This is a genomic window from Streptomyces sp. NPDC060035 (assembly GCF_042736635.1).
Taxonomy (GTDB): Bacteria; Actinomycetota; Actinomycetes; order Streptomycetales; family Streptomycetaceae; genus Streptomyces.
This window is the reverse complement of record NZ_JBHWVO010000002.1, coordinates 518,999-544,355: the sequence shown is the minus strand read 5'-3', so window position 1 is coordinate 544,355 and position 25,357 is coordinate 518,999. Positions and strand designations below refer to the sequence as shown.

Genomic DNA, 25,357 nt, shown 5'->3' with positions numbered 1-25,357 from the left:
GGACCTCGTAAGGTCATGTCCGTGTTGGAGGAGATGCGGATACGGTCGCTCGGAGTCATCGACGACGCGGTGGTCGAGCTGTCACCCGGTTTCACCGCGGTGACGGGCGAGACCGGCGCGGGCAAGACCATGGTCGTCACCAGCCTGGGGCTGCTGCTCGGCGGGCGTGCCGACCCTGCCCTGGTACGGGTCGGGGCCAAGGCCGCGGTCGTCGAGGGGCGGATCACGGTGTCCGAGGGCGACGCGGCAGCGCTGCGCGCCCAGGAGGCCGGGGCCGAGATCGAGGACGGTGCGCTGCTCATCAGCCGTACCGTTTCGGCGGAGGGGCGCTCCCGCGCCCACCTCGGGGGCAGATCCGTGCCCGTGGGGGTCCTTGCCGAGCTCGCCGACGAACTCGTGGCCGTACACGGCCAGACCGACCAGCAGGGGCTGCTCAAGCCCGCGCGCCAGAGGCAGGCCCTCGACCGGTACGCGGGTGACGGCGTCGACGGCCCGCACACCAAGTACGCGGCGGCCTACCGGCGGCTGCGCGCGGTCGTCGTGGAGCTCGACGAAATCACCACGCGCGCCAGGGAACGGGCCCAGGAAGCGGATCTGCTGCGTTTCGGCCTGCGTGAGGTCGCCGGGGTGGAACCACTGCCCGGGGAGGACACCGAACTCGCCGCCGAGGCCGAGCGGCTCGGCCACGCCGAGGCACTCGCCTCCGCGGCGGCCCTCGCGCACGGGGCGCTCGCGGGCAACCCGGAGGACCAGGAGGGCGTGGACGCCACGACCGTCGTCGCGGCGGCAGGGCAGTGGCTGGACGCCGTGCGGGCCCATGACCCGGCGCTGGCCGCGCTCGCCGACCGCATCGGTGAGATCTCCATCCTGCTCGCCGACGTGGGCGGGGAACTCGCCGGGTACGCCGACCAGCTGGACGCCGACCCCCTGCGGCTCGCTGCCGTCGAGGAGCGGCGCGCCGCCCTGACCGGGCTGACCCGCAAGTACGGTCAGGACATCCACGCCGTGCTCGCCTGGGCCGAGGAGGGCGCGGCCCGGCTGACGGAGCTGGAGGGCGACGACGACCGCATCGGTGAGCTGACGGCGGAGCGCGACGCGTTGCGCTCGGAGCTCTCCGGGCTCGGGCAGGCGCTGACCGACGCGCGTACGGAAGCGGCGGCACGCTTCGCCGGGGCGGTGACCGAAGAACTGGCGTCGCTCGCGATGCCGCACGCCCGGGTCTCCTTCGCCGTCCGGCAGACGGAGGCGGCGGACGAGTCGTCCGGTATCGACATCGGCGGCCGGAGCGTGCTCTACGGGCCGTCCGGCGCAGATGAGGTCGAGCTCCTGCTGGCACCGCACCCCGGGGCCCAGCCCCGGCCGATCGCCAAGGGGGCGTCGGGCGGTGAGCTGTCCCGGGTGATGCTCGCCGTCGAGGTGGTCTTCGCGGGTTCCGACCCCGTACCGACGTATCTCTTCGACGAGGTCGACGCGGGTGTCGGCGGCAAGGCAGCCGTCGAGGTGGGCCGACGACTGGCCAAGCTGGCCAGGTCCGCACAGGTCGTGGTGGTCACGCACCTGCCCCAGGTGGCGGCCTTCGCCGACCGGCAGCTGCTGGTGGAGAAGACGGTGGACGGCTCGGTGACGAGCAGTGGTGTCACGGTCCTGGAGGGCGAGGACCGGGTGCGTGAACTCTCCCGGATGCTGGCCGGCCAGGAGGACTCGGAGACGGCCCGGGCCCATGCCGAGGAGCTGCTGGCGACGGCGCGGGCGGACGGCTAGGGGGTTCCTGGCGTCAGTTCGGGGCCGTCTCTCTCACTCGTAGGGGTGGGGCGGCCCGTCCGGCTGTCACCGCAAGGACGGGAACAACGTTTCGTCAGTCCCGGAACGTGCGTACGGACTGGCATCCTTGGGCTGTACATTCCGCCGACTCCGGAGCTCCGGGAGCCATTCGACGTGTCACAGCTGCGTACGGTCCAAGTCCTGGGCGGGGGTGCCGGAAGCAGCGCTCATGTCACCTCGCTCGCCGCAGGTCTGGTCGCCCGGGGGGTGCAGGTCACGGTCTGTGCCCCGGCCGGAGCGGCCTGCGGCCATGACTTCCCCGCGACGGGAGCCCGTTTCGTCGCCGTACCCCGGCGCAGCGACCCCGCAGCCGTCGCCGCCCTGCGGGCCGCCTGTGCGGATGCGGACGTGGTCCACGCGCACGGCCTGCACGCCGCTGTCCGGACCGGGCTCGCGCTCAGCGGCCGCAGCACCCCGCTGGTCGTGACCTGGCGCGCCCGCGCCCATACGGAAGGTGCGCGCGGCCGGCTGCTGCACCTGCTGGAGCGAAGGGCCGCCCGGGCGGCGGCCATTGTGCTGGGTACGTCGTCGGATCTGGTCGACCGGGCCCGCCGCCGGGGGGCCCGTGACGCACGCCTGGCACCGGCCGCGATCCCGGCGGGCCGCACTCCTGCCACCGGTCACGACGGCAAGGCACGCGTCGAACTGGGGGCGGTGGGAAGGCCGTTGCTGGTATCGGTCGGCAGCCTCGTGCCGCACCACGGCTTCGGCACACTGCTGGACGCCGCACGCACCTGGCGTGAACTGGATCCCGTACCCCTGCTGGTGATCGTGGGGGAGGGGCGGGAGGGAGCGGCCCTCCAGCGCAGGATCACCGACGAGCAGCTGCCCGTGCTCCTTGCCGGCTGCCGGGACGACATCGGCGAGATCCTCGCCGCCGCGGACCTTGCCGTGCTGACCTGCGTCGGGGAGGCGCCGCCGACAGCGGCGCACGAGGCGCTGCGGCTGGGGGTGCCCCTGGTGGCGGCCGGGACCGGGGGGCTGGTCGAACTCGTGGGCGACGCAGCCGAACTGGTGCCCCACGGGGACGCAGAGGCGCTCGCCCGCACCGTCGTACGGCTCCTCGGTGACCGGGAACGGCGGGAGCGGCTTGCCGCGGCGGGGCTCGTGCAGGCCGCGGGATGGCCGTCCGAGGACGACACCATCGCCCACGTGCTGTCCGTCTACGACGAGTTGACGCAGCCGCTGGCGACGGTACGGAAGTGAGGTACCGGCGGTGCGAGTCTCAGGGGTGTGAGTCCCGAGGTGTGTGGCGGCGGGCCCGCAGGGCCAGGCTCAGGGCCAGGACCGTCTGCGGGTCGTCCAGGTCGGCGCCGAGCAGCTCCCCGATGCGGGCGAGTCGGTTGTAGAGCGTCTGGCGGTTCAGATGCAGTTCGCGTGCGGCCTCCGCCTTGCGGCCCGCATGGTCGACGTACGCCTCGAGCGTGGGCAGCAGCGGGGGACGGGAGGTCCGGTCGTGCTCACGCAGCGGCCCGATCGTCCGGTCCACGAAGGACGCGAGATCCTGGTGCTCCCGCAGCCGCCACAGCAGCAGATCGATGTCGAGGCGCTGTGCGTCGTGCCAGGGACGCTCGCCGAGCCCCTGTGCGACCGTCGCCGCCTCCGCCGCGTGCCGCAGCCCGGCGCCGGCGGCCGCCCAGCCGCCCGCGGTCCCGACCACCACGACCGGCGCTCGGTCCCCGGCCCGTTCGAGCCCCGCCCGCTCGACGCCCGCCCGCAGCGCCGCCGCGACCCGGTCCGCGAGCGCCGTACGCTCCGTCTCCGGACGCAGCGCCAGCAGCAGCGGGACCCTGCCCTCCACGGGCCGCACCCCGAGCAGTACGGGGACGCCCACCGCCGACAGCTCCTCCAGCACCGCCCGTGCCAGCAGGGCCCAGTTGCCCGACGGTGACAGCTCGGGGGCGAGCCGCAGTACCACCGGCAGCAGGGGATCCCCGCCCGGCCTGAACCCCAGCACCTTGGCCTGCGCGGGTGCGTCCTCGGGTGCGATCCTGCCCTCGGCGAGATCCGTGAGGAAGTCACCGCGCCCCCGAGCCGCCAGCTCCTCCTCCTGGCGCGCCTGCATCAGGACGACGGCGAGGATGCCCGCAGCCCGCTCGGCTGCCATCCGGTGCACCGTCACCAGCGGCCCCGACACGGCGAGCAGCACCAGCCGGGCCCGCACGGAGCCGGTCCCGGAACCTCCGCCGGGCACCTCCACCAGGACCGCTCCGGCCGGCGGTGTCTCGCGGACCCCACGGTCGCCGCGCAGCCCTTCCCAGACCTGCAGCGGATCGGCTCCCACGGGCCCGGTCCCGGTGCCCGCCGCGTACAGCAGCCGGCCGTCCGGGGTTTCGAGGAAGACGGGGTTGGCGGTGAAGTCCGCCAGGATGCCCAGCACCTGCGGCACCCCTCCGCCGCCGAGCAGCGCATGGGTGCAGCGCCGGTGCACCTCCTCCGCCTGCTGGAGCAGCGCGTAGTGCTCGTTGACGATCTCGGTGTGGATCTCCTCGGTCACCGCCACGAACGGCACTTCACGGTGCAGCTGTACGAGCGGCAGTCCCGCCGCCCGCGCGGCGTCCACGATCGCCGCGGGCAGCCGGCTGAAACGGGGTCCGAGCTCCACCACCAGGGCGGCGATGCCCCGGTCGGCCAGCCGCCGCACGAAGGCACGCTGTTCGGCGGGTCTGGAGCCGAGCGCCAGACCCGTGGTGAGCAGCAGTTCGCCGCCCTTGAGGAGGGAGGCGATGTTCGGCACCTCACCCGCGTGCACCCACCGCACCGTACGGTCCAGCCGGTCCGCGCAGGCCAGCACCTCCGGGAGTCCGCCGCGCAGTCCCGGCAGCTCCAGCGCCCGCCGCACGGTGATTCCGCCCTGTGTCTCCACTGACTCCGACCTTCGTGCTTCCTGCTCGCCCGCGACGGGGCAGTTGCCCCGGTCAGGAAGCTACCGGGCCGGGCGGGGTGCGTCACACCACGGCGGCGGGCCGGATGTTGTGGTTCAGGTGGAACATGTTGCCGGGGTCGTACTGCGCCTTGACGGCGGCCAGCCGGGCGTAGTTCTCCTCGCCCACTCCGGCGACGACGCGTTCCTGCCCCTCGCGCCCGATGAAGTTGAGGTAGACCGCACCGTTCGCCCAGGGGCGGACCCCCGCACGCACCTCACGCACCCACTCCTTGCCCCGTTCGTCGTCCGCCGCGCTCTCCCAGACCCCGAACGGGTGCACGGCCCACGGGGACGAGCGCCAGGGAAGCGGATAGTCGGCTGCCCCCCGCGCCACCGCGCCGCCCATCGGGAACAGCACATGCTGCGAACCGGAGGGCACCGGCATCGTGCCCGCAGTGGAACAGAAGACGGACAGGGCCTCGTCCGGGAGGCTGTCCAGATACTCGGCGGACCAGTAGTTCCGCATGCCCGGGGGATCGTCCAGCATGCACTGGAGCTCCGCGTAGGGAAGTTCGGACACGAGCTCCGACTCATGGCCGAGCCCGAGCAGCGGGGCCGCCGCTTCGCGGAGCTCCGCCTCCGTCCCGGCATAGGTGAACACGATCGCGCAGACCAGGGTGCCCACCAGCTGCTCGGGCACGAACTCCTCGGGCGGGGCGGTGAGATATATGCAGGCGCCGCCCGCCTCGTCCGGCGCGGACGCCATCAGGTCCCGGTATGCACGGACGGCCTCGGGGCCGTCCTCGGGCCGGAAGAGAATCAACGCCATGCTCACCGCGGGCAGATCGTGCAGTCGCAGGGTGAGCGAGGTGGCCACGCCGAAGTTTCCGCCGCCGCCGTGCAGCGCCCAGAAGAGCTCCGGGTTCTCGTCCGCCGTGGCGCGTACGCTGCCCCCGTCCGCGGTGATCAGATCGGCGGCCAGCAGATTGTCGCAGGCCAGCCCGAACTTACGTTCCAGCCAGCCGGATCCGCCGCCCAGCGTGAAGCCGCCGACCCCGGTGGTGGAGACCCGGCCGCCGGTGGTCGCCAGCGCGTACGGCTGGGCCGCCCGGTCCAGATCGCTCATGGTGGCCCCGCCGCCGACGCGGGCCGAACGGGCCTCCGGGTCGACACCGACGCTGCGCATACGGCGCAGATCCAATACCAGGCCGCCGTCGCTCAGGGCCATACCCGCGACGCCGTGACCGCCTCCGCGAACGGCGACTTCCAGGTCGTACTCCCGCGCGAAGCGCAGCGCCCGTGCGACATCGGCCTCGGAGGCACACTGGGCCACCACCGAGGGCCTGCGGTCGATCATGCTGTTGAAGATGGTGCGGGCTTCGTCGTAGCCCGGGTCGCCGGGCACGTGGACATCGCCGGTGACATCGGTGCGGAGACCGCGCAGAGCGGCGTCCGGCAAGGTGCTACGGGGCGTCATGATGCCCCCTTCGCAGGGCGTGACAGGACCATTCCATCGTAGGCCCGGCCCCGGAGATCGGCCGTTCCACCGTGTCCTGTCACGCCGCCCGCGTACGCCTGCGGGCGCGCGCCTCAGCCGACGTACGCCCCGCTCGCCGTCAGCCGCAGCGCCGTGTCGATCAGCGGCACATGGCTGAACGCCTGCGGGAAGTTGCCCACCTGGCGCTGCAGCCGCGCGTCCCACTCCTCCGCCAGCAGCCCCAGATCGTTGCGCAGGGAAAGAAGCTTCTCGAAGAGCTGGCGGGCCTCGTCGACCCGGCCGATCATCGCGAGGTCGTCCGCCAGCCAGAAGGAACAGGCAAGGAAAGCGCCCTCGTCCCCCTCGAGCCCGTCCACGCCCGCCTTGTCACCGCTCGTGGGGTAGCGCAGGACGAAGCCGTCCTCCGTGGACAGCTCCCGCTGGATCGCCTCGATCGTGCCGATGACCCGCTTGTCGTCGGGCGGCAGGAAACCCATTTGAGGAATCAGCAACAGGGACGCGTCGAGCTCCTTCGACCCGTAGGACTGGGTGAAGGTGTTGCGTTCCTTGTCGTAGCCCCGTTCGCAGACATCGCGGTGGATGTCCTCGCGCAGCTGGAGCCACCGCTCCAGCGGCCCGTCCGTGTCCCCGGACTCGATCAGCTTGATGGTGCGGTCGACCGCGACCCAGGCCATCACCTTCGAGTGCACGAAGTGCCGGCGGGGGCCGCGCACCTCCCAGATGCCCTCATCGGGCTCTTCCCAGTGCTTCTCCAGATAGCTGATCAGCTTGAGCTGGAGTCCCACCGCGTAGTCGTTACGGGTCAGGCCCGTCATGTGCGCCAGGTGCAGCGCCTCGGTGACCTCTCCGTACACGTCGAGCTGGAGCTGGTTCGCCGCGCCGTTCCCGACGCGGACCGGGCCGGAGTTCTCATAGCCGGGCAGCCAGTCCAGCTCCGCCTCGCCGAGCTCCCGCTCACCTGCGATTCCGTACATGATCTGCAGGTTCTCCGGGTCGCCCGCGACGGCCCGCAGCAGCCACTCGCGCCAGGCGCGGGCCTCCTCGCGGTAGCCGGTGCGCAGCAGCGAGGACAGCGTGATCGCCGCGTCCCGCAGCCAGGTGTAGCGGTAGTCCCAGTTCCGTACGCCCCCGATCTCCTCGGGCAGGGAGGTGGTCGGAGCGGCCACGATTCCGCCGGTCGGCGCGTACGTGAGGGCCTTGAGGGTGATCAGGGAGCGGACCACGGCCTCCCGGTAGGGCCCGTGGTACGTGCACTGGTCGACCCATTCGCGCCAGAAGATCTCGGTCGCATCCAGGGAGCCCTCCGGGTCCGGCATGCCGGGCGGCTCGTGGTGCGAGGGCTGCCAGCTGATCGTGAACGCGATCCGGTCGCCGGGGGCCACAGTGAAGTCGGAGTACGTCGTCAGATTCTGGCCGTACGTCTCCGCCTGCGTGTCCAGCCAGACCGAGTCGGGGCCCGCGACGGCGACCGTCCGGCCGTCGACCTTGTGCACCCAGGGGGTGACCCGCCCGTAGCTGAAACGCATCCGCAGCTCCGAGCGCATCGGCACCCGGCCGCTGACACCTTCCACGATCCGGATCAGCTGGGGGGCGCCGTCACGCGGCGGCATGAAATCGGTCACGCGGACCGTGCCGCGTGGGGTGTCCCACTCCGATTCCAGGATGAGCGAGTCCCCGCGATAGCGGCGACGGTCCGCGGAGAGGGGCTGCGCCCCTTCCGCGCGCGCGGGTCCCAGGCGCCAGAAGCCGTGCTCCTCGGTACCGAGAAGTCCGGCGAAAATGGCGTGTGAGTCGAAGCGGGGCAGGCACAGCCAGTCTGCTGTGCCGTCCCTGCAGACCAGGGCAGCGGTCTGCATGTCTCCGATGAGTGCGTAATCCTCGATGCGCCCGGCCACGTGCGTCTCCAGTCGAACAGCCATGTCGCCCCGTGGGGCGCTTACTGCTGGTCAAGGGGTCGTTGTCATAGAACCGACGAGCTCTTGCACGGGTGAGCGGGCTGGGGTGGAGCCGCTGGCCGGCCAACTCGGCAGCGAGTGGTCCGAGCAGGATACGACGCACCAGGAAGATCCGCGCGACGCTGTCCATAAGTTCTCCGCGGTCCTTCCGCGGCGAACGGGTGGGACGTGAAGTGCCTGCGATGAATCTGTGACGCCCGTGTGAGAGGAGTGGCCGGAAGCGGGCTCCCCTCGTCGCTGTTACCCTGGTAGCCCGTGGACCGGTGGTCGTCCCGACAGTGGACGAGGCCCCCGAACCGCAGCGACGGCGCCCTTGGAATTCTCCGTACGGCACGCCGGTACGCACCTCACGATCGCGACCACGGGAGCCCCCTTTGGCTATGCAGCCCACATCCACGACGACCAAGCACATCTTCGTCACCGGGGGTGTCGCCTCCTCCCTCGGCAAGGGTCTGACTGCCTCCAGCCTGGGTGCCCTGCTCAAGGCACGTGGCCTGCGGGTCACCATGCAGAAGCTCGACCCCTATCTCAACGTCGACCCCGGCACGATGAACCCCTTCCAGCACGGTGAGGTGTTCGTCACCAACGACGGCGCCGAGACCGACCTGGACATCGGCCACTACGAGCGCTTCCTCGACGTCGATCTCGACGGCTCGGCCAACGTCACGACCGGCCAGGTCTACTCGCAGGTCATCGCGAAGGAACGTCGCGGCGAGTACCTCGGCGACACCGTCCAGGTCATCCCGCACATCACCAACGAGATCAAGCACCGCATCCGCCGGATGGCCACGGCCGACGTCGACGTCGTCATCACCGAGGTCGGCGGCACGGTCGGCGACATCGAGTCGCTGCCGTTCCTGGAGACCGTCCGCCAGGTCCGCCACGAGGTCGGCCGGGACAACGTCTTCGTCGTGCACATCTCGCTGCTGCCCTACATCGGCCCGTCCGGTGAGCTCAAGACCAAGCCGACCCAGCACTCGGTGGCGGCGCTGCGCAACATCGGTATCCAGCCGGACGCGATCGTGCTGCGCGCCGACCGCGACGTACCGCTCTCCATCAAGCGCAAGATCTCGCTGATGTGTGACGTCGACGAGGCCGCCGTGGTGGCCTGCCCGGACGCCAAGTCGATCTACGACATCCCGAAGGTGCTGCACTCCGAGGGCCTGGACGCCTACGTCGTGCGCAAGCTCGACCTGCCGTTCCGCGACGTCGACTGGACCACGTGGGGCGATCTGCTCGACCGTGTCCACAACCCTGACCACGAGGTCACCGTCGCCCTGGTCGGCAAGTACATCGACCTGCCCGACGCCTACCTCTCGGTCACCGAGGCCATCCGGGCCGGAGGCTTCGCCAACAAGGCCCGTGTCAAGGTCAAGTGGGTCGCCTCCGACGACTGCAAGACCCCGGCCGGCGCGCAGAAGCAGCTCGGTGACGTCGACGCCATCTGCATCCCCGGCGGCTTCGGCGAGCGCGGTGTGGTCGGCAAGGTCGGCGCCATCCAGTACGCCCGCGAGAACAAGGTGCCGCTGCTCGGCCTCTGCCTGGGCCTGCAGTGCATCGTGATCGAGGCCGCGCGCAACCTCGCCGGAATCCCCGACGCCAACTCCACGGAGTTCGACGCCGCCACGAGCCACCCCGTCATCTCGACGATGGAGGAGCAGCTCGCCTATGTCGAGGGCGCGGGCGACCTGGGCGGCACCATGCGGCTCGGCCTGTACCCGGCGAAGCTCGCCGAGGGCTCGCTCGTCCGTGAGGCGTACGACGGCGAGCCGTACGTGGAGGAGCGCCACCGCCACCGCTACGAGGTCAACAACGCCTACCGCACGGAGCTCGAGAAGAAGGCCGGTCTGGTCTTCTCCGGTACCTCACCGGACAACAAGCTCGTCGAGTACGTCGAGTACCCGCGCGAGACGCACCCCTACCTGGTCGCCACCCAGGCGCACCCGGAGCTGCGTTCCCGCCCGACCCGCCCGCACCCGCTCTTCGCCGGTCTGGTGAAGGCGGCCGTGGAACGCCAGGTCGCAGCGCGGAAGACCGACGCCAAGGGCTGAGGCGATACGGTTGACCGGGGTACGGATCCTTCGTGGATGCGTACCCCGGTTTCTGTTTGTTCGTGGGAGGACGTACATGGGTTTCCAGGACACGCCCGAGGAGTGGCAGGTCACCGCGACGGTGACCCCCTTCACCGGTAACAAGACCAGCGTCCGTACCGACGACGTGGTGATGCCCGACGGCACCGTCGCGCGCCGCGACTACCAGGTCCACCCCGGATCCGTCGCCGTCCTCGCACTCGACGAGGCAGGCCGAGTCCTGATCCTGCGGCAGTACCGGCACCCGGTGCGCCACAAGCTGTGGGAGATCCCGGCGGGGCTCCTCGACATCCCCGGAGAGAACCCGCTGCACGCCGCGCAGCGGGAGCTGTACGAGGAGGCGCACGTCAAGGCCGAGGACTGGCGGGTGCTGACCGACGTCTACACCACGCCCGGCGGGTGCGACGAAGCCGTACGCATCTTCCTCGCCCGGGACCTCTCCGAGGCGGAGGGCGAGCGTTTCGAGGTCTCCGAGGAGGAGGCCGACATGGAGCAGGCCCGGGTGCCGCTGCAGGAGCTCGTGCAGGGGGTGCTCGCGGGGGGCCTGCACAACAACTGCCTGGTGGTGGGTGTCCTCTCGCTCACCGCGGTGCTCGCGGGCGAAGGGGTGGACTCGCTGCGCCCGGCCGAGGCGCCGTGGCCCGCCCGGCCGTTCGATGTCTGAACCGGCCGTCCGAGGTCTGAATGGGCCGGTCCGGGGCGGCCCGACCCGCGGTTCGGGTGGGCGCCCCCGTCGTTCGGGGTGCGCCCCCGACGGTCGGGGTGCGCCCCCGACGGTCGGGGCTGCCCGGCCGGCAGGGGTCCGAATCGGCGTCCGATCGTAAGAAACGCTGATCCGATCGGGGGACGTGTCCGCCGTGCTCGACCGTGATCGTCCGCACCACTGAACTACGCTCAAAAGGCCCCGACCGGAGTTCCGGCGGGCACCGCGTGCAGTGAAGTGGAGCGTGGCTCGTGACCGATCAGGCGGTGGACACCAGCGGTCCGGCCGGAGCGTCGGGAACGGCGGGGGCCAAGGAGCCGTCCGATGCCACCCCACCCCAATTCTTCGGCCGCGAACGTGAGTTGAAAGCCCTTCAGGCGGACATCGAGCGAGCGGGTCTGGACACCCTCGCCGGCCGCAAGGCCGCACGCGCCAGGGTCCTGCTGATCGCCGGACGGCCCGGATCCGGACGCACCGCCCTCGCTGCCGAACTCGCGCGCCGGCTCGCGGAACCCGGCGACTACCCGGACGGGGTGTTCAGGGTCTCGCTCACCGATCCCGGGGGCGAACGCGTCCCCGTCGAGCGCACCGCACGCGAACTCCTGGACCTGCTCCCCGTCACCGCCCCGCCCGGCGCGGACGAGGACGAGCTCTCCGAGATGGTCCGCGAGGCGTTCGCCGTACGCCGCGCCCTGATCGTGCTCGACGACGCCGTGGACGCCGACCAGGTCGACCCGCTGCTGCCGGACAACCCGGACTGCCTGGTCGTCGCCACCTCCACCGGCCCGCTCACCGGAATCCCGGGCGTCCGGCCGTGCACCATCGGGGGCATGGACGCGGGCTCCGCCGTACAGCTGCTCGCCCGCACCATCGGCCAGGTCCGTATCACCGTCGATCCGCGTACCGCCGAGACGCTGACGGAGGAGTGCGCGGGACTGCCCGCAGCCCTGACGCTCATCGCCGGCTGGCTCGCGGCCCGCCCCGGCGCGTCGGTCGCCGATGTCACCAAGCAGCTGCGCGACCTGCCGGGCGACGCCGAACAGCCCACCGGCGCCCGCCCGCTGGCCCGCGCCTTCCGGCTGGTCCACGAGTCGCTCCCGCAGGCCGCCGCCCGGATACTGCGACTGCTCGCGCTCGCCCCGGCCGGACTGGCCGACGCCCACACCGCCTCCGCGCTGGCCGGTTGCTCCGTCTCGGCCGCGCAGAGCACTCTGGACGACTTCGTCCGGCTCGGCCTCCTGCGGACGAACGGCGCGGCCCTGCCCCAGTACGAGGTACCCGGCTGTCTGGCCCCCCTGCTGCGCGCCCTGCTCGAGGACCGGGACCGGCCGGCGGAGATCCAGCTGGCGCGGGCCAGGATGCTGGAGCGGACCGTGCGTCAGCTCCAGTCCTGCCGGGCGGTCACCGATCCGGAGGGTTCCCCGGCCCGCCGCAAGCTCGCCGGGCTGCCCCGCTCGCTGCGCTTCCCCAACCCGGAGGCCGCCGCCGAGTGGCTGCGGATCCGCCGGCCCGCCCTGCTGGCCTCCGCCCGGATCGCGGTTCAGGACGGGGAACTGGACACCCTCGCCCGCCGACTGGTCGCCGCTCTCGTCCGGGCCCTCGCCGTGCACCGTGGCACCGAGGCCGCCGCGCCCGAGCTCTACGGGCTGCACGGTCTCGTCCTGGACGTGGCCGAGCGCCGCGACCTTCCCCGGGAGAAGGCGGCGGCCCTGCTCAACCTCGCCGATCTGGACGCCGGAACCGGCCGTACCCGGGAGGCGCTGACCCGCTACCGGGCCGCGCTGGACGCCGGACGTGCGGCGAACGATCTCTACGCGACGGGCCGCGCCATGGAATCCGTAGGCGGTGCCTACGCAGAGCTCGGGGACTTCAACCGCGCCTCCGACTGGTACGGCCGGGCCCTCGCGCAGCGGCTCACCCAGGGCGAGCGGGCCGACGAGGCGCGGCTGTACGGGCGGCTCGGAGCCGTCCACACGTACGCCGGGCGCTACGGCGAGGCGCTGCGCAGCTGGCGGGCCGCGGCGGCGGCCCACCGCAGGCTCGGTGACCTGCCTGCCCAGGCGCGGGCGCTCAGTGAGGCCGCGCGGGTCCAGGAGTACGCGGGAAGGCCGCAGGAATCGCTGCACACCTGCCACGAGGCGGTCGAGCTGGCGCGGCAGGCGGGTGACGTACGCCTGCAGGCGGCCCTGCAGCTCAGGCTGGCCGACACGCTGGACCGGCTCGGTGACCCCGCAGCGGCCAGGCTGCACCGGGGTGCAGCCGACAGATTACTGGCAGAGGAAGGGCCAGCCTACGAAATCCGTAGTGCTTCGGCGGAAAGTTAATGCTTTGTAAGGCTGGACAGCGAGAAGTCCTTCATTAATGATGGCTCTGCCGCGCATCCCTGCGGTGTCTCCATTTATGCTTGATTCATGCGGGTATCCACCGCCATGTCCGAGCTAACCTCCGAGCCAAGGACCGTGATCGACGTGAAGGTCGGCATCCCCCGCGAAGTCAAGAACAACGAGTTCCGGGTGGCGATCACCCCCGCCGGAGTGCATGAGCTCGTCCGTCACGGCCACCAGGTCCTCGTCGAGCAGCACGCCGGCGAGGGCTCCTCCATCCCGGACGAGGAGTACGTCGCCGCCGGTGCGCAGATCCTGCCCACCGCCGACGAGGTCTGGGCCGCCGCCGACCTGCTGCTCAAGGTCAAGGAGCCGGTCGCCGAGGAGTACCACCGCCTCCGCAAGGGCCAGACCCTCTTCACGTACCTGCACCTCGCCGCCTCCCGTGAGTGCACGGACGCGCTGCTGGAGTCGGGCACGACCGCGATCGCCTACGAGACGGTCGAGACCGCGAGCCGTGCGCTGCCGCTGCTCGCGCCGATGTCCGAGGTCGCGGGCCGCCTCGCCCCGCAGGTCGGTGCGTACCACCTGATGCGCTCGGTCGGCGGTCGCGGTGTGCTTCCCGGTGGCGTGCCCGGTACGGGCTCGGCCAGGGCCGTCGTCATCGGCGGCGGCGTCTCCGGCTGGAACGCCACGCAGATCGCCGTCGGTCTCGGCTTCCACGTCACGCTGCTCGACAGGGACATCAACAAGCTCCGTGAGGCCGACAAGGTCTTCGGCACCAAGGTGCGGACGGTCGTCTCCAACGCCCTGGAACTCGAGAAGGCCGTCATCGAGGCCGACCTCGTCGTGGGCGCCGTACTCATCCCCGGTGCGAAGGCCCCGAAGCTGGTCACCAACGAGCTGGTCGCCAGGATGAAGCCCGGAAGTGTCCTTGTCGACATTGCAATCGATCAGGGTGGCTGCTTCGAGGACTCGCATCCGACGACACACGCCGAGCCGACCTTCATGGTTCACAACTCGGTCTTCTACTGCGTCGCGAACATGCCGGGCGCGGTGCCGAACACCTCCACCTACGCGCTCACCAACGCCACGCTGCCCTACATCCTGGAGCTCGCGAACCGCGGCTGGGTCGACGCGCTGCGCCGTGACGCCGCACTCGCCAAGGGCCTCAACACCCATGACGGGCAGGTCGTTTACCGCGAGGTGGCCGAGTCGCACGGGCTCGACCACGTCGAACTGAGCGCGCTTCTCGGCTGACCGGTCAACGTCATCCGTCAACCTCGTGAGTCCGGCCGGACCTTGCTCAGCAGGGTCCGGCCGGACTCATGCCGGGCCCCTTCGGGGGTCCTGTTCAACTCGCCGGAGACGTAACCCTCCACCCGTTTTGCACCCCCGTGAATGATGCGCTCCGCTCCCCGTGCACTCTTGACAGAGGGGTGTTCGATTGCCGACACATCGGGCCGGGTCCGGCGGATTGTGTTGCTGCGAACCGGTGACACGCCATAGAGTCGCCAATCGTCGGCATGGTGCCACGCTGACCTATCGATAAGTTTCCTGGTCACATCCAAGGAGGTAAGACGACTTGTGAATGAGTCGACAATTACTCCTGGGGGTGGTCAACCAGGGATGCCTGCACGGGGTCTGAGCCCGATCGGGCTCGAAGCTGTCGGCTCCGTCGCTGTCCGCACCTTCGCCACCCACCAGCACATGACGACAGCCCCCCAGATGATGGACGGCCTACACGTGAACGCCATGGCCGGCAACGAAAGTGGCCGAGACTCAGCCCACTTCGCCGACTTCGCCGAGGTGCCCGAGGGGCACTTCTACGACCCCGATGCCGAGTACGAGCCCGATCCGGAGTACGCGGCCACCCTCGCGCCCGATGCCGCTCGCCAGCGCCGCGAGCGGATCGGCCCGACCGGCCGGCCGCTGCCGTACTTCCCGATTCCCGGTCCGCTGACCGATCACGGTCCCGCGAAGATCATCGCGATGTGCAACCAGAAGGGCGGCGTCGGCAAGACCACGTCGACCATCAACCTGGGTGCCGCACTCGCGGAGTACGGACGACGCGTCCTGCTCGTCGACTTCGACCCGCAGGGTGCCCTGTCGGTCGGCCTCGGGGTCAACCCGATGGAGCTCGACCTCACGGTCTACAACCTGCTCATGGAGCGGGGTATGGCGGCCGACGAGGTCCTGCTGAAGACCGCCGTACCCAACATGGACCTGCTCCCGAGCAACATCGACCTCTCGGCCGCCGAAGTGCAGCTGGTGAGCGAGGTGGCGAGGGAGTCGACGCTGCAGCGCGCCCTGAAGCCGCTGATGGCCGACTACGACTACATCGTGATCGACTGTCAGCCCTCGCTCGGCCTGCTCACCGTGAACGCCCTGACGGCGGCTCACAAGGTGATAGTCCCGCTCGAGTGCGAGTTCTTCGCGCTGCGCGGGGTGGCTCTGCTCACCGAGACCATCGAGAAGGTCCAGGAGCGGCTCAACCCGGAGCTGGAGCTCGACGGCATCCTCGCCACGATGTACGACTCCCGCACGGTGCACAGCCGTGAGGTGCTCGCACGCGTGGTCGAGGCCTTCGACGAGCACGTCTACCACACCGTCATCGGGCGCACGGTGCGCTTCCCGGAGACCACGGTCGCCGGTGAGCCCATCACCACGTACGCCTCCAACTCGGTCGGTGCCGCCGCCTATCGTCAGCTCGCCAGGGAGGTGCTCGCCCGGTGTCACGCCGAGTGAGTCTGCCGGGGGCCGACGAGCTGTTCCGCACGACCGGGGGCATGGGCCTTCAGTCCTCGTCCGCCGACCGGCGACGCAAGGCGAACGGTGACGGACGTGTGCCCGCGCCGGCCGGGGAGAGCGACTCCGCGACGGCCGCGGACGCGGCGGGACGGAGCGGAGCCCCCGGGGGAGCGGGCGGCACCTCTGTCGCTCCGTCCCGGGAGGAGCACTCAGCGGCGGACTCCGACGGCGGTGGCTCCCGCAGTCGCGCCGACGGGGGCGAACGAGCCGGGGCCGGGCCTGTCGCGGGCCGGCCGGGTGGTATCGCGCCGCAGGAGGCGCCTCCGGTCGTCCAGCCGCAGCGCGGGCGCGGCGGCGGGCGCGGTGCGAACCGCCGGCCCAGCGGTCGTGAACGCCACGACGAGAAGATCACCGTCTATGTGTCGGCCGAGGAACTGATGGACCTCGAGCACGCGCGCCTCGTGCTGCGCGGTGAGCACGGGCTGGCGGTCGACCGCGGGCGCATCGTCCGTGAGGCGGTCGCGGTGGTGCTCGCCGACCTGGAGTCGCGGGGCGACGCGAGCATCCTCGTACGAAGGCTGCGGGGCCGCTGACCGTTGCGGCGCCGGTAGCCTGCCGGGGAGCGGGCCGCCCGGACGGGCGGACCGGCCCCGTGTGCAGGGGCCGGCGCTCGTCCGTTCCCCGCCGCACCCCTGGACCGCGATGCCGACTGCCGACGACTCCACCCGCCCGCCCCGCCGTGCTCTCGGCCGCGGGCCGGGTGCCCGGCCCGCGGCGGACCAGGGGGCTGCGGGAGCGGTTCCCCCGGGCGCGCTTCATCCCGGGGCCGGCAGTCCGCCCCCGGACGGCGGTCGCGAGCGACCCGCGGACCTCCCGGACGTAGCCACGGATCCACCGGACGCGCCCACAGGGCCTGCAGACGCGCCCGATCCACCGGACGCGCCCACAGGGCCTGCAGACGCGCCGCAGGAGGCCGGGAAGGCCCCGGGGGTCCCCGAGGAGGGTCCGGGCGCAGGCGGGCCGCCTGAGAGCGTCACAGGTGTATCGCAGCCCGCCGAGGCGCCGGGGGATACGGGGCCCGGGTCCGGCCCGGCCCCGGACCCGCGTACGCCCGACGGGGTTCCGGCGCCCCGGACCGCCGACGACAAGCGGTTCACCGTGCGGCTGGCCAATTTCGAAGGCCCGTTCGACCTGCTGCTCCAGCTGATCTCCAAGCACAAGCTCGATGTGACCGAGGTCGCGCTGTCCAGGGTCACCGACGAGTTCATGGGACATATCCGTGCCATGGGCCCGGACTGGGATCTCGACCAGACCACCGAGTTCCTCGTCGTCGCCGCCACCCTGCTCGACCTGAAGGCCGCCCGGCTGCTGCCCACCGCCGAGGTGGAGGACGAGGCCGACCTCGCCCTCCTGGAGGCGCGGGACCTGCTCTTCGCACGGCTCCTGCAGTACCGCGCGTACAAGCGGATCGCCGAGATCTTCAGCGTCCGGCTGGAGTCCGAATCCCGCCGCTACCCCCGTACCGTCGGGCTCGAACCCCACCACGCGGAGCTGCTGCCCGAGGTCGTCATCAGCATCGGTCCGGACGGCTTCGCCAGGCTCGCGGTGAAGGCGATGCAGCCGAAGCCCAAGCCGCAGGTGTACGTCGATCACATCCACGCACCGCTGGTCAGCGTGCGCGAACAGGGGGAGATCGTGGTGGCGCGGCTGCGCGCGGAGGGCGAGCTCACCTTCCGGATGCTCACCGAGGACGCCCCGGACACCCTCACCGTCGTCGCCCGGTTCCTGGCGCTCCTGGAGCTCTACCGGGAGAAGGCGGTCGTCCTCGACCAGGAGGAGGCGCTCGGCGATCTCGTCGTGCGCTGGGCGGGCGGAGAAGGAGAAGGGGCCGAAGCTCTCGTGACGGACGAGTTCGACCAAGAGGTGCGCGAGGTGCAGGAGGACGTACGGGAATGAGTGCAGAAGACGACGGGCGCGGCGATACGGTCGCCGGGCTCGACCTCAAGCCCGCCCTGGAGGCGGTCCTCATGGTCGTCGACGAGCCCGCCACCGAGGAACACCTCGCCAAGGTGCTCCAGCGGCCCCGCAGGGCCGTCGCGGACGCTTTGCGGGAGCTGGCCGACGAGTACACCGTCCAGCGCCGTGGCTTCGATCTGCGGCTCGTCGCGGGGGGCTGGCGCTTCTATACCCGCCCGGAGTACGCGGAGGCGGTCGAGGGCTTCGTCCTGGACGGACAGCACGCCCGTCTCACCCAGGCGGCACTGGAGACGCTCGCGGTGGTCGCCTACCGCCAGCCGGTGAGCCGGTCGAGGGTCTCGGCGGTGCGCGGGGTCAACTGCGACGGCGTCATGCGGACCCTCCTGCAGAGGGGTCTGGTGGAGGAGGCGGGCGCGGAACCCGAAACAAGTGCGATCCTGTACAGGACGACGAACTACTTTCTGGAGCGCATGGGCCTGCGAGGCCTGGACGAGCTCCCGGAGCTCGCGCCCTTCCTCCCGGAGGCGGACGCGATCGAGGCTGAGACGCTAGAGGGTGTGCCGTCGTTCGATCCGGACGCACCGGACACCCCGGAAACTCACGCAGACGACAAGACGGAATTTTGATGCGAAGCAGTGGCAGTAACGACGGACGCGGCAGCGGCAAGAGCGGCGGCAACCGGAATCCCCGGGGCGGCTCGGGTGGCTCCTTCCGGCCCAAGGCCGGGGGGCCGAAGGCCGACGGCGGACGCGACGGCGGACGCGACGGCGGACGCGACGGCGGACGCGACGGCGGGCGCGACGACAAGCAGGAGCAGCGCCCCCGCCGGCCCCGTCCCGAGGAGCGCCGCTACGACGTGGGCTCCGACAAGCCGGGCGGCGACGGCGGCCCCCGCAAGGGCCGCGGCGCCGCGGCCCGCGGTGGGGCCAAGGGTGGCCCCAAGTCCGCACAGAACGTGACCAAGGGTGGACGCCGCGTGGGCGCCCCGTCCCGCCCGCGTGAGCTCGACGCCAAGATCGAGCAGCGCAATCGCGACCGGTACGCGGACAAGCCCGAGATCAAGACGCCCCGGACGCACCCGGGGGCCGAGCAGGAGGGCGAGCGTCTGCAGAAGATCCTCGCCCGGGCCGGTATGGGCTCGCGCCGCGCGTGCGAGGAGCTCATCGAGCAGGCCAGGGTCGAGGTCAACGGCGAGATCGTCCTCGAGCAGGGCAAGCGTGTCGACCCGCAGAAGGACGAGATCAAGGTCGACGGCCTGACGGTCGCGACCCAGTCGCACCTGTTCTTCGCGCTGAACAAGCCCGCCGGTGTCGTCTCCACGATGGGGGACCCGGACGGCCGCCAGAACCTCGGCGACTACGTCAACAACCGCGAGACGCGGCTGTTCCACGTCGGCCGGCTCGACACCGAGACAGAGGGCATCATCCTGCTCACCAACCACGGTGAGCTGGCCCACCGTCTGACGCACCCCGGGTACGGAGTGAAGAAGATCTACCTGGCCGCCATCCAGGGCCCGCTCCCGCGCGACCTCGGCAAGCGGCTCAAGGACGGCATCCAGCTGGAGGACGGGTACGCCCGCGCCGACCACTTCCGGGTCGTCGAGAACACCGGCAAGAACTACCTGGTCGAGGTGACCCTCCACGAGGGCCGCAAGCACATCGTCCGCCGGATGCTGGCCGAGGCCGGCTTCCCGGTCGAGCGGCTCGTGCGTACATCCTTCGGGCCGATCCCGCTGGGCGACCAGAAGTCCGGCTGGCTGCGCCGGCTGACCAACACCGAGGTCGGCATGCTGATGCGCGAGGTCGGTCTGTAACCCGCGCCCCGCACCGAACGGCCCGCGGCCGGTTCCTGGTTCGTTTTCGACCAGGAATCGGCCGCGGGTCTTTTGCTGCCGTCGTTTCTTCTTTATAGTCAGAGTGACTATAAAGAGAGAGGGAACGGCGTGACGCTCGCGGACATCCTCGACCCCCTGCAACAGCCCCTGGTGACGGTCCTGGACACCCCCGTCAGCTGGACCGAGGTGCTCGGATTCGGCAGTGGGGCGCTGTGTGTCCGGCTCGTGGCCCGCCAGCACCTCGCCAACTGGCCGATCGGCATCGCCAACAACCTGTTCTTCGTCCTGCTGTTCGCCCAGTCCGGTCTGTACGCCGACGCGGGCCTCCAGATCGTCTTCATCGCCCTCGCCGCGTACGGCTGGTGGACCTGGACCCACGGGGGTGGACCAGGTTCGCCCGTCCTGCAGGTGCGCAGAACCACGCGCACCGAATGGGCCTGGCTGCTCGCGGCGGGGGCGGTGGGGGCCCTCGGCCTCGCTCTGCTGCTGTCCCGGGCCACGGACTCGACCGTGCCGTTCTGGGACGCCCTGACAACCTCGCTGTCCCTCATGGCGACGTACGGGCAGTGCCGCAAGCGGGTCGAGTCCTGGTGGCTGTGGATCGCCGCCGACGTGGTGTACATCCCGCTGTACGCGTACAAGGAGCTCTACCTCACCTCCCTGCTGTACGCCGGCTTCCTCACGCTCTGCCTCGTCGGGCTGCGCAACTGGAACCAGGACCTCGCCCCGGACCGGCGCCCGGTGCAGGTGCCCGCATGAAGAGCTACGGACACGGACTGGTCCTCGGCAAGTTCTATCCGCCGCACGCCGGCCACCACCACCTCGTCCGCACCGCCCAGGACCGCTGCGAACGGCTCACCGTCCTGGTCTGCGCGGCCTCCGTCGAGTCGGTGCCCCTCGCCGACCGGGTGGCCTGGATGCGTGAAGTGCACCCGGACGTACGGGTGGTGGGTGCCGTCGACGACATCCCCATGGACCTTCAGGACCCGGTGGTCTGGGACGCGCACATGGCCGTGTTCACCGGGGCCGTCCCCGAACGGGTCGACGCCGTCTTCACCTCGGAGTCGTACGGGGACGAACTGGCCCGCCGCTTCGGCGCCCGGTCCGTGCTCGTCGACCCCGGCCGCACCGTCTTCCCTGTCTCCGGCACCGCGGTCCGCGCGGACCCGGCCGGCTGCTGGGACTTCCTCGAACCACCCGTACGGGCAGCGCTCACCCGCCGGATCGTCGTCCTCGGCGCCGAGTCCACCGGCACCACGACCCTGGCCCGGGCGCTGACCGAGCACTACCGGCGGCGCGGCGGAACCTGGGCGCACACGCAGTACGTCGCCGAGTACGGACGGGAGTTCAGTGAACGCAAACTGGCCGCCCTGCGCAGCCGGTGGCCCGGCGCACAGTGGGAGGACGTCGTCTTCACCACGGACGACTTCCCCGTCATCGCCGAGACCCAGAACGCCCGCGAGGAGGCCGCCGCCCGGATCGGCTCCCCGGTGCTGTTCTGCGACACGGACTCCTTCGCCACCACCGTCTGGCACGAGAGGTACATCGGCGGACGCAACCCGCTCGTGGAGAAGACCGCCGACCGGATCACCCACCACCTCTGGCTGCTCACCGACCACGAAGGCGTCGCCTTCGAGGACGACGGGCTGCGCGACGGCGAGGAGCTGCGGCCCTGGATGACGGACCGCTTCCGCGCCGAACTCACGCGTACCGGACGAGAGTTCATCGAGCTCACGGGGTCCCACCAGGCACGCCTGGACGCGGCGGTCGCCGCCGTGGACGAACTCCTCACCTCCGGCCCGTACTTCACCGCCCCTCTCCCGGAGAAGCGATGAGCACCGTTCCCGAGGGGTACGACCCCCGTGCCTTCGCACCCTTCGCGGTCACCGTCGACCTCGCGGTCTTCACCGTCCGGGAAGGCCGGCTCCACGTGCTGCTCGTGGAACGGGGCCAGGATCCCTACAAGGGCCACTGGGCACTGCCCGGAGGCTTCGTGCTGCCCCGCGAATCCGCGGAGGAGGCCGCGCGGCGCGAGCTCGCCGAGGAGACCGGCCTCACCCAGAACACCGTGAGCGCCTTCCACCTCGAACAGCTGCGCACCTACAGCGAACCGGACCGCGACCCCAGGATGCGGGTCGTCTCCGTCGCGTACGCCGCACTCGTCCCGGACCTGCCCGAACCGCGGGGCGGCGGGGACGCGGCGCGCGCGCAGTGGTGGGACGCGGGCGGCACAGGGCCGCTCGCCTTCGACCACGACCGCATCCTGGCCGACGCGCACGACCGGATCGGCGCCAGGCTCGAGTACTCCTGCCTGGCGACGGCCTTCTGTCCCGCCGAGTTCACGCTCGGGGAGCTCCAGCAGGTCTACGAGAGGGTCTGGGGCGTCGAGCTCGACCGGCCCAACTTCCGGCGCAAGGTCCTGACCACGCCCGGCTTCGTCCAGGCCGTCGACGGACTGCCGCGCCGCACCGGCGGACGGGGGAAACCGGCCGCTCTGTACCGGGCGGGTGCCGCTACCGCCCTGCACCCTCCACTCCTGCGTCCGGAAGGACGGACATCATGATCCCGACAAGGACTCTCACCAAACAGGCGGCCTCGGGCGCGCTGACCGGGCTCGCGCTCGGTGACGCGCTGGGTTTCCCGACCGAGTTCAACAACGTGCCGTCCATCCTCGCCAAGTGCGGGCCGTGGCGGCAGATGCGGCTGCCGAAGCCGGCGATCGTCAGCGACGACACCCAGATGACCCTCGCCCTGGGGCGCGGCATACGCACCGCCATGGACCGCGGGCTGCTCACCCCGCTGCGGCTGGCCCGGCCCGTCCGGGAGGAGTTCGTCGACTGGTACCACTCCCCGGACAACAACCGCGCGCCCGGACGCACCTGCATGACGGCCTGCCGCATGCTCGAGAGCGATCGGCCCTGGCAGGAGGCTAGCCAGACCGGCTCCAAGGGCTGCGGCGCCAACATGCGGGTCGCGCCGGTCGGGCTCGTACCCGGCCTCAGCGAGGAGCAGCGCTCCGGCGCGGCCCAGCTCCAGGCCGCCCTCACCCACGGCCACCCCACCGCACTGGCCGCCTCCGACCTGATGGCCCGAGCGGTGTTCCTGCTGGCGCAGGGGGCCGAACCGATGGGCCTGGTGGGGCAGTTGCGCAGCTACGCGTACGAGAACAGGGGCCGCTACCTGGAGCGCTGGCTCGGCGACCTCTGGCGGTACGCGGGTGATGCCTCGCCGGAGGAGTACATCGGCCGAGGCTGGGACGAGTGCCTGACCGCCCTGGCCACGGTCCGGGACGCCCTGCGTCACCCTTCCCCGGAGACCGACCCCTGCGAGACCACCGGCGACGGCTGGATCGCCGAGGAGGCCCTCGCCACGGCCCTGCACTGCTTCCTCCTCTTCCCGGAGGAACCGGTCACCGCGCTGCGCCGGGCCGCCTGCACCCGGGGCGACTCCGACTCGCTGGGCTGCCTGACGGGAGCACTGGCAGGGGCGCATCTGGGTGCGGGTGCCTGGCCCAAGGAGTGGTCGGAACGCATCGAGTACCGGAGCGACCTGCTGTCGCTCGGTGCGCTCTGGGACGCTTGATCCATGCACCTCGACACGACGCCCCTCCTACGGGCCGGGCTGCCGGTCACCGACTTCGCCCCGGTCCTCGCCGAAGAGCCCGGACCGCTCCTGTTCGCCACGGTCTCCGGCGCGCATCTGTACGGCTTTCCCTCCCGTGACTCGGACGTGGACCTGCGGGGGGTCCACGTCCTTCCCGCGGAGGATCTCGTCGGGCTGCGCGACCCCGAGGAGACGCGCTCGCGCATGGGGGACCGCGACGGTGTCGAGATGGATCTCGTCACCCACGATCTCCGCAAGTTCGTCCGCCTCATGCTGAAGCCCAACGGCTACGTACTGGAGCAGCTGCTGTCCCCGCTGGTCGTGCACACCACCGCACTCCACGCGGAGCTGACCGCACTGGCGCCGGACGTCCTGACCCGTAACCACGCCCACCACTACCGGGGGTTCGCCGGCACCCAGTGGCGGCTGTTCGAGAAGACGGGAGAACTGAAACCGCTCCTCTACACGTTCCGGGTCCTGCTCACCGGCATCCACCTGATGCGCAGCGGTGAGCTGGTGGCGCACCTGCCGACGCTGCTCAAAGAGGTGGCGGCGCCCGCGTATCTGCCGTCCCTGATCGAGGCCAAGGCGGAGGCCGAGCACGGCGGGGCGCACACCGTGGACGCTGCGGTGGCGGCGCGGGACGTCGAGGCGCTGCACAGGGCCCTCGACGAGGCCCAGGCCGGATCACAGCTGGCAGAGACCGCGTCGGGGTTCGACGCGCTGCACGACCTGGTGGTCCGCGCGCGGCTCGGCTAGCCGGCCGCCGCCGACGCCCTCCGGGTCCGGACCAGGAAGGCCTCCACACGGTCCCGGTCCGGCTCCGGGGGCAGCGGTGAACGTGTGACCGCCTCGTCGTTCTCCTCGGCCAGGCGCGTCATCCGGCGCTCCACCTCGGACCACGCGACCTCGCCCCGCTTCACCGCGAGGAGCTCCTCCCGTGCGTCGCCGACCTCGATGGTCAGCTCACCCGTCCGCAACAGGTCCCGCCCGCTCGTCAGCAGCCGCAGCAGGTGCATCGCGTGCTTCCAGCGCGGAGCGCCGTACTGCCGGACGTCCGCCTCCAGCTTCCTGCGCTGACCCATCGCATAGCGGACGAACGTCTCGTGGGCCCGGCGGGACAGGAACGCCCCGCGGAGGCCGAGGAGCTCCCGGCCGGTGGCATCGATGCGCTCCACGAGCGGGGAGTGCAGGCACTCCAGCACATTGGGGTTGGCGCGCAGTGCCAGGTCGCAGAAGCGCTCCAGCTCCCAGGAGAACTGCTCCAGGTCCGGCCCGTCCACATGCGTCGGCGGTTTCGTGAAGTGCCAGAACAGCGGAGTCGGCGCGAGGAAGATCCCGCGCCGGTCCGTGTCGCTGTCGTCGGTGGCCAGCCCGAAGGCGCGGGAGCCCATCACACAGGAGTAGACCGTGTGATCGCGTACGAGGGCCTCGGCGTCAGGGGTGATCATGCGCGCGAGGGTACGCGGCCTATCCGAGCCGGATGCTGTCGCCCTCGACGGTGATCTTCTCCGCGGGCAGCGGGCGCGGTGCGGGGCCGGCCTCGACGGCGGCGTCCGTGATGCTGAATTTGCTGCCGTGGCAGGCGCAGTTGATCGTGCCGTCGCTGACCGAGGCGACGATGCAGCCCGCATGGGTGCAGACGGCGGAGAAGGCCTTGAACTCGCCCGCGTCCGGCTGGGTCACCACGACCTTGCGGTCCTTGAAGATCGTGCCGCCGCCGACCGGGATGTCGGAGGTCCGGGTCAGCTCCCCGCCGGAGGCTTCCGGTGTCTCAGGGGTCCGTGAGGTGTCCGGGGTCTGCGGGGCGGAGGTCGGGGCTGCGCTCCCGTCGCTGTCCCCGCCCCCGTCGCCGGACGAGCCGCAGCCGGTCACCAGTGCGGCGGCGCCCGCCGTCAGGACCGTCCTTCGCCGTGCGTTCATGGCTCTCCTCGC

At 71.3% G+C, this 25,357-nt stretch carries 21 protein-coding genes; 16 read left to right on the top strand and 5 right to left on the bottom strand.

Annotation, left to right across the window (positions count from 1 at the left end; translation table 11 throughout):
* Positions 1-15: 15 nt before the first annotated feature.
* On the top strand, positions 16-1,761 hold the full coding sequence (gene recN / locus ACFWBQ_RS05065) for a DNA repair protein RecN (protein WP_385483957.1): 1,746 nt from the start codon (positions 16-18) through the stop codon (positions 1,759-1,761).
* Positions 1,762-1,935: 174 nt separating this feature from the next.
* Positions 1,936-3,027, top strand: coding sequence for a glycosyltransferase family 4 protein (locus ACFWBQ_RS05060; RefSeq protein WP_385483956.1), 1,092 nt, complete (start codon positions 1,936-1,938; stop codon positions 3,025-3,027).
* Positions 3,028-3,046: 19 nt separating this feature from the next.
* Here ACFWBQ_RS05060 and ACFWBQ_RS05055 read toward each other — a convergent pair whose 3' ends face one another.
* From ACFWBQ_RS05055 to ACFWBQ_RS05045, 3 genes are all read right to left on the bottom strand, one after another.
* Positions 3,047-4,687 carry a PucR family transcriptional regulator gene (locus ACFWBQ_RS05055; RefSeq protein ID WP_385483954.1) on the bottom strand — a complete coding sequence of 547 codons (1,641 nt, stop codon included), beginning with the start codon at positions 4,685-4,687 and terminating at the stop codon, positions 3,047-3,049.
* An 82-nt stretch (positions 4,688-4,769) separates the two neighbouring features.
* Positions 4,770-6,164 carry an FAD-binding oxidoreductase gene (locus tag ACFWBQ_RS05050; protein WP_385483952.1) on the bottom strand — a complete coding sequence of 465 codons (1,395 nt, stop codon included), beginning with the start codon at positions 6,162-6,164 and terminating at the stop codon, positions 4,770-4,772.
* A 113-nt stretch (positions 6,165-6,277) separates the two neighbouring features.
* Positions 6,278-8,080, bottom strand: coding sequence for a glycoside hydrolase family 15 protein (locus tag ACFWBQ_RS05045; protein WP_385484021.1), 1,803 nt, complete (start codon positions 8,078-8,080; stop codon positions 6,278-6,280).
* Positions 8,081-8,520: 440 nt separating this feature from the next.
* Between ACFWBQ_RS05045 and ACFWBQ_RS05040 the strand changes: the two genes are divergently transcribed.
* The 14 genes from ACFWBQ_RS05040 (at position 8,521) to ACFWBQ_RS04975 (ending at position 24,181) form a co-directional block, all read left to right on the top strand.
* Positions 8,521-10,191, top strand: a complete 1,671-nt coding sequence (locus tag ACFWBQ_RS05040; RefSeq protein WP_385483950.1) for a CTP synthase — start codon at positions 8,521-8,523, stop codon at positions 10,189-10,191.
* Positions 10,192-10,267: 76 nt separating this feature from the next.
* Positions 10,268-10,894, top strand: coding sequence for an NUDIX domain-containing protein (locus ACFWBQ_RS05035; RefSeq protein ID WP_385483948.1), 627 nt, complete (start codon positions 10,268-10,270; stop codon positions 10,892-10,894).
* Positions 10,895-11,184: 290 nt separating this feature from the next.
* Positions 11,185-13,257 carry a tetratricopeptide repeat protein gene (locus ACFWBQ_RS05030; protein WP_385483947.1) on the top strand — a complete coding sequence of 691 codons (2,073 nt, stop codon included), beginning with the start codon at positions 11,185-11,187 and terminating at the stop codon, positions 13,255-13,257.
* Positions 13,258-13,401: 144 nt separating this feature from the next.
* On the top strand, positions 13,402-14,517 hold the full coding sequence (ald, locus tag ACFWBQ_RS05025) for an alanine dehydrogenase (RefSeq protein WP_385484018.1): 1,116 nt from the start codon (positions 13,402-13,404) through the stop codon (positions 14,515-14,517).
* A 369-nt stretch (positions 14,518-14,886) separates the two neighbouring features.
* A complete protein-coding gene (locus ACFWBQ_RS05020) occupies positions 14,887-16,005 on the top strand; it encodes a ParA family protein (protein ID WP_385483945.1) in 1,119 nt (372 codons plus the stop codon).
* Positions 16,002-16,601, top strand: a complete 600-nt coding sequence (locus ACFWBQ_RS05015; protein WP_385484015.1) for a hypothetical protein — start codon at positions 16,002-16,004, stop codon at positions 16,599-16,601. The genes ACFWBQ_RS05020 and ACFWBQ_RS05015 overlap by 4 nt, the downstream gene beginning before the upstream one ends.
* Before the next feature lie 109 nt (positions 16,602-16,710).
* Positions 16,711-17,964 carry a segregation/condensation protein A gene (locus ACFWBQ_RS05010; protein WP_385483943.1) on the top strand — a complete coding sequence of 418 codons (1,254 nt, stop codon included), beginning with the start codon at positions 16,711-16,713 and terminating at the stop codon, positions 17,962-17,964.
* Positions 17,961-18,611, top strand: a complete 651-nt coding sequence (gene scpB, locus ACFWBQ_RS05005) for an SMC-Scp complex subunit ScpB (RefSeq protein WP_385483941.1) — start codon at positions 17,961-17,963, stop codon at positions 18,609-18,611. Before ACFWBQ_RS05010 ends, scpB begins: the two co-directional genes overlap by 4 nt.
* On the top strand, positions 18,611-19,798 hold the full coding sequence (locus tag ACFWBQ_RS05000) for a pseudouridine synthase (RefSeq protein ID WP_385483939.1): 1,188 nt from the start codon (positions 18,611-18,613) through the stop codon (positions 19,796-19,798). The genes scpB and ACFWBQ_RS05000 overlap by 1 nt, the downstream gene beginning before the upstream one ends.
* 129 nt (positions 19,799-19,927) lie before the next feature.
* Positions 19,928-20,578 carry a nicotinamide riboside transporter PnuC gene (gene pnuC / locus ACFWBQ_RS04995; protein WP_385483937.1) on the top strand — a complete coding sequence of 217 codons (651 nt, stop codon included), beginning with the start codon at positions 19,928-19,930 and terminating at the stop codon, positions 20,576-20,578.
* Positions 20,575-21,654 carry an AAA family ATPase gene (locus ACFWBQ_RS04990; RefSeq protein WP_385483935.1) on the top strand — a complete coding sequence of 360 codons (1,080 nt, stop codon included), beginning with the start codon at positions 20,575-20,577 and terminating at the stop codon, positions 21,652-21,654. The genes pnuC and ACFWBQ_RS04990 overlap by 4 nt, the downstream gene beginning before the upstream one ends.
* On the top strand, positions 21,651-22,382 hold the full coding sequence (locus tag ACFWBQ_RS04985) for an NUDIX domain-containing protein (protein WP_385483933.1): 732 nt from the start codon (positions 21,651-21,653) through the stop codon (positions 22,380-22,382). Before ACFWBQ_RS04990 ends, ACFWBQ_RS04985 begins: the two co-directional genes overlap by 4 nt.
* A complete protein-coding gene (locus ACFWBQ_RS04980) occupies positions 22,379-23,401 on the top strand; it encodes an ADP-ribosylglycohydrolase family protein (protein WP_385483931.1) in 1,023 nt (340 codons plus the stop codon). The genes ACFWBQ_RS04985 and ACFWBQ_RS04980 overlap by 4 nt, the downstream gene beginning before the upstream one ends.
* A 3-nt stretch (positions 23,402-23,404) precedes the next feature.
* Entirely contained in the window at positions 23,405-24,181 is a 777-nt protein-coding gene (locus ACFWBQ_RS04975) for a DNA polymerase beta superfamily protein (RefSeq protein ID WP_385483929.1), read from the top strand.
* On the opposite strand, the gene ACFWBQ_RS04970 is transcribed toward ACFWBQ_RS04975, so the two are convergent.
* A complete protein-coding gene (locus tag ACFWBQ_RS04970) occupies positions 24,178-24,873 on the bottom strand; it encodes a DNA polymerase beta superfamily protein (RefSeq protein WP_385483927.1) in 696 nt (231 codons plus the stop codon). The two genes, ACFWBQ_RS04975 and ACFWBQ_RS04970, sit on opposite strands and share 4 nt — an antisense overlap.
* Before the next feature lie 19 nt (positions 24,874-24,892).
* Complete coding sequence (locus tag ACFWBQ_RS04965; RefSeq protein WP_385483925.1) at positions 24,893-25,345, bottom strand: Rieske (2Fe-2S) protein; 453 nt, start codon at positions 25,343-25,345, stop codon at positions 24,893-24,895.
* Between the last annotated feature and the right edge of the window lie 12 nt (positions 25,346-25,357).

Bases quoted from the DNA above. Each gene is read 5' to 3' on its own strand.
- recN (WP_385483957.1), top strand. From the start codon at position 16: ATGTCCGTGTTGGAGGAGATGCGGATACGGTCGCTCGGAGTCATCGAC.
- ACFWBQ_RS05050 (WP_385483952.1), bottom strand. From the start codon at position 6,164: ATGACGCCCCGTAGCACCTTGCCGGACGCCGCTCTGCGCGGTCTCCGC.
- ACFWBQ_RS05040 (WP_385483950.1), top strand. From the start codon at position 8,521: ATGCAGCCCACATCCACGACGACCAAGCACATCTTCGTCACCGGGGGT.
- ACFWBQ_RS05035 (WP_385483948.1), top strand. From the start codon at position 10,268: ATGGGTTTCCAGGACACGCCCGAGGAGTGGCAGGTCACCGCGACGGTG.
- ACFWBQ_RS05020 (WP_385483945.1), top strand. From the start codon at position 14,887: ATGCCTGCACGGGGTCTGAGCCCGATCGGGCTCGAAGCTGTCGGCTCC.
- ACFWBQ_RS05010 (WP_385483943.1), top strand. From the start codon at position 16,711: ATGCCGACTGCCGACGACTCCACCCGCCCGCCCCGCCGTGCTCTCGGC.
- scpB (WP_385483941.1), top strand. From the start codon at position 17,961: ATGAGTGCAGAAGACGACGGGCGCGGCGATACGGTCGCCGGGCTCGAC.
- ACFWBQ_RS05000 (WP_385483939.1), top strand. From the start codon at position 18,611: ATGCGAAGCAGTGGCAGTAACGACGGACGCGGCAGCGGCAAGAGCGGC.
- ACFWBQ_RS04990 (WP_385483935.1), top strand. From the start codon at position 20,575: ATGAAGAGCTACGGACACGGACTGGTCCTCGGCAAGTTCTATCCGCCG.
- ACFWBQ_RS04985 (WP_385483933.1), top strand. From the start codon at position 21,651: ATGAGCACCGTTCCCGAGGGGTACGACCCCCGTGCCTTCGCACCCTTC.
- ACFWBQ_RS04980 (WP_385483931.1), top strand. From the start codon at position 22,379: ATGATCCCGACAAGGACTCTCACCAAACAGGCGGCCTCGGGCGCGCTG.
- ACFWBQ_RS04975 (WP_385483929.1), top strand. From the start codon at position 23,405: ATGCACCTCGACACGACGCCCCTCCTACGGGCCGGGCTGCCGGTCACC.
- ACFWBQ_RS04970 (WP_385483927.1), bottom strand. From the start codon at position 24,873: ATGATCACCCCTGACGCCGAGGCCCTCGTACGCGATCACACGGTCTAC.
- ACFWBQ_RS04965 (WP_385483925.1), bottom strand. From the start codon at position 25,345: ATGAACGCACGGCGAAGGACGGTCCTGACGGCGGGCGCCGCCGCACTG.